The sequence below is a fragment of the Streptomyces sp. NPDC048411 genome, assembly GCF_040704695.1.
Classification (GTDB): Bacteria; Actinomycetota; Actinomycetes; order Streptomycetales; family Streptomycetaceae; genus Streptomyces.
Genome location: NZ_JBEZKL010000274.1, coordinates 1 through 3257, shown reverse-complemented (window position 1 = coordinate 3257; position 3257 = coordinate 1). Strand labels below are relative to the sequence as shown.

The 3257-nt window shown below is 67.7% G+C and carries 2 protein-coding genes; both read right to left on the bottom strand.

Going from position 1 to position 3257, the window contains the following annotated elements; genetic code table 11:
• Positions 1–370 precede the first annotated feature (370 nt).
• Positions 371–1159, bottom strand: a complete 789-nt coding sequence (locus AB0915_RS38755) for a Ku protein (protein ID WP_366696055.1) — start codon at positions 1157–1159, stop codon at positions 371–373.
• A 345-nt stretch (positions 1160–1504) separates the two neighbouring features.
• Positions 1505–2881 (bottom strand): hypothetical protein, encoded by a 1377-nt coding sequence (locus tag AB0915_RS38750; RefSeq protein ID WP_366696053.1) that lies wholly within the window; start codon positions 2879–2881, stop codon positions 1505–1507.
• Positions 2882–3257: the final 376 nt, after the last annotated feature.

The window sequence follows — 3257 nt, the reverse complement described above, 5'->3', positions numbered from 1 at the left end:
CCCTCCTGGCCACCTGGACCGGCGCCTGCTCGATATGCGGCCAATCCGCACCGACACCAGAACCACACCACAGGACCTAACAAAGCCCTACTAGGAACAGCCAAGAAAACTTGCTGATTTGAGCAACTTGCCGATCTTCGGCAAGTTCGCTAAATCGGCAAGTTTTTTGATTTTCGGCACTTGCGCGACCGAGGAAAGTAGCGAAATTTGGCAACTATGCCCGCCGTGCCATGCCGCTCAGCCCTCGGCCGGGGAAGCTGTCCCACCAGGAGGAACGGTGAAATCGGCACGCTGCCCTGGCTCGGTCGTCGTTGTCAGCGCGCCCGCCGCCGACAGCCTGGTGCATCCCCCGGGTTCGCTCGAAAAAGGACTATGGTCGCGGCCGGGCCGACGGGCGTCCGTGCGCCTGCTCGGCAGCCCGGACGCTCTCCTCCAGGGCCGCCATCAGGTCCATCGCCGGGGCGGCCTCCGCTGGCTTGGCGAGTTCACCGACGGTGATTTTCGCGTCCACGAGCTGCTCGAGGGCGTGGGCGTACTCGTCGTGTACCTGGCCCACGTCGATGCCGGTGAGTTCCCGGATCAGCGCCTCGGCCAGCTCCAGCTCCCGGTCGCTGACCGGCGTGGACGGTGCGAGGTCACCGGGGTCGCGCAGCTCGTCCTGCCACAGGAGAGTCTGCAGGACGAGCATGCCGTGGTGGGGGCGGAGCAGCCCCAGGCGCTCCCGGCCGCGCAGGGCCAGTTTGGCGACGGCTACGTACCCGGTGCGGGCGAGCGCCTCGACGAGCAGGGCGTACGGGCGGTCGGCGCCGGGCCCGCCGGGGCCCACGTAGTACGGCCGGCCGTAGCTGAGGGGGTCGATGTCCCGCCCCTCCACGAAACCCAGCACTTCCGCGACGCGCTTCGTGGGTAGCGGAAGGCGGGCCAGATCCTCTGGGGTCAGTGGCACCATGCTCCCGTCGGGCATCGCGAAGCCCCTGCCGACCTCCTCGTACGGGATCTCCCGGTCCTCGGCCTTGCAGTAGCGCCGGTGCTCGACGCGGCTGGCGTCGGCGACGTGGATCTCGTGCAGACGCACGGAGTGCTCCTCCGTGGCTGTGTAGAGCCGGATCGGCAGCGCGACCAGCCCAAACTGCAGCGTCCCGGACCAGGTGGCTTTCATGTATCCAGCGTCATCCGCCAGCAGGCGGTGCGCGCGCCCACGTGCCCCGAGCGCAGCGTGAGACCTTGCAGACTGGTTGGCCAGTGGCGTTCCGTCGCTGATCACGAATCTGTTGGCACGGCCGTGTACCCGTGGCTGAGCGGCGGTGTACCAGAGCAACACATCCGCACCCCTCGCCCCCGCCTTCATCGATCGCCTGAAGTAGCCAGAATTGGGATCCTTCGTGATCGCGCAGAACGCCACGCAATCACTGGGACCTGCCTCATCTCCCTCCCTCCCTCCCTTCCGCCACTGAGGACAGCCAGCAGCCGGTGGCGCCGGCTGCTGGCTGCGTGGTTGAGGGGTTCAGGGGGTCTTCTCGGGCGGCAGGGCCAGGTCGAGGAACTGCGTGCGTGTTTTTTGGTCGAGGGTGCCGTCGAGAGACAAGGCTGTGCGGATGGATCGGGCGCTGACGTCCCGTGGCGTGTTCCACCGTCGTTCAGCGTCTCCGACGATCTCTGCGATGGTGTGGTGGGCCTGCTCGGGATGATGCCGGACCAGCCAGTCGAGCATCCTGGCGATCGTTGGGGTGATCCCGTAGAAGCCTGGCCCGCTCTCGGTGTCCGCGTCCAGCTCACGGCCGGTGGCGAATTCATCCAGGAAAGCGTGCCGAATGGTGGCGGCCAGGTCGTGCGTGTCGACGATGCTGGTCGTGTCCGCGGCGACTGTCCAGGCGAGTTCGTCGGCGATTTCGTGGACGGCGGGCTCGCTGCGGTGCCGCAGAGCCCAGCGTTTGCGCCGGTCAGGGCGTTCCCACAGGACACGGAAGAAGATGCGGCCCAGGCGCTGGCGGAGTTCGGAGATGCCGACGGGCAGGTCGTCGTCATCGTCTGAGGCGAGCGTGGCCGCGGCGCCTTCTGGTGACCGGCGGCGTTGTTCGGTCCAGTCCTCCGCTACGGGGCGTGCCCAGAGGTTGCGGCCGTTGACGGCGGTCTGCGGTGGAGGTACGTCGTTTTCGTGGCGCGAGATGTAGGCGCGCAGGGTGGAGGCGGCGATGCCGCTGATCTTTGCCATCTCGGGGACGCCGATGAGTTGGTCGGCTGCGAGTTCGGGCGCGGACAGCTTCACCACGCACTTGGACAGGGGTGTGGCGTTCTTGGGGCGGTGTGAGGCCCAGAGGGCGAGGTGGTCGTTCCACTGGTCGGGCGGTGGGGCGTCCGGGTCGAAGTTGGCCACCTTGAGGAGGCGTCCGCCGGCGGGGTGGGTGTTGTCGTCGAGGAGGTCGTCGAGGAGGTCGTCGGCGGTGACGGTGGTGGCTGCTTTGACGGGCCGGTGGTCGTAGCGCTCGCCGGCTGCGTCCCAGACCTGGTCGGGCCGGAACCATGTGGTGCCGTCCCACCAGTAGCCGCCCTGGCGGAAGAGGAGCTGCGGGCCCCACCAGTTGGTGTGCCAGGGCGAGGCGTGATGGTCGCGGACCAGGAGCACCGTGCGGCCGTGCTGGGGGTGGTAGCGGACGACCCAGGCCAGGTCATGGCGGATCGAATCGGTGGTGAAGGCAAGCCATGCGCCTTCAGTGGCGCGGTCTTTGTCCCAGCGGCCCCAGGTGCCGCCTTCCTCGTGGCGGCCCACCGCTTCTGTGGCCGCCGGGTCGTCGACCGGGATGTGGGCGTCATCGACGAAGGGAAGGCCGGGGACGGGGTGGTCTGTGCGTAAGCCGTTCGCGACGGCCTCGATCCGGTGCATGCTGCTGTATCCCTCTCGACAGGAGTGCTGTAGATGACTACAGCGCATGTGATGCCCAAGGTACAGCGCAGCCAAACCGCTTGTATGCGGGCCGACTTGAGAACGTCACGGCTGCGCCCAGGCGGGCAGTCAAGGAAGCAGTGTCGGTTGGGGGCAGGTTTCCGTCCCTTCGGTGTCAGCCGCGGCGGCACCGGTTGCGATACCAGGCGGGTGAGTGCCTCGGCCCATGCACCGGCCGGCGCTGCAGCTGAGGCCGGGGAACGACCAGGGGGCGTTCCTTCTGAAGTTCCCCCTGGGGCCTGGACAGCGGGTTTTTAGGCTGCGGGGGTGAGGTCCTGCCTGAGCAAGATCCTCGTTTCGAGCGGGGTGACGTACC

Bases quoted from the DNA above. Each gene is read 5' to 3' on its own strand.
- AB0915_RS38755 (WP_366696055.1), bottom strand. From the start codon at position 1,159: ATGAAAGCCACCTGGTCCGGGACGCTGCAGTTTGGGCTGGTCGCGCTG.
- AB0915_RS38750 (WP_366696053.1), bottom strand. From the start codon at position 2,881: ATGCACCGGATCGAGGCCGTCGCGAACGGCTTACGCACAGACCACCCC.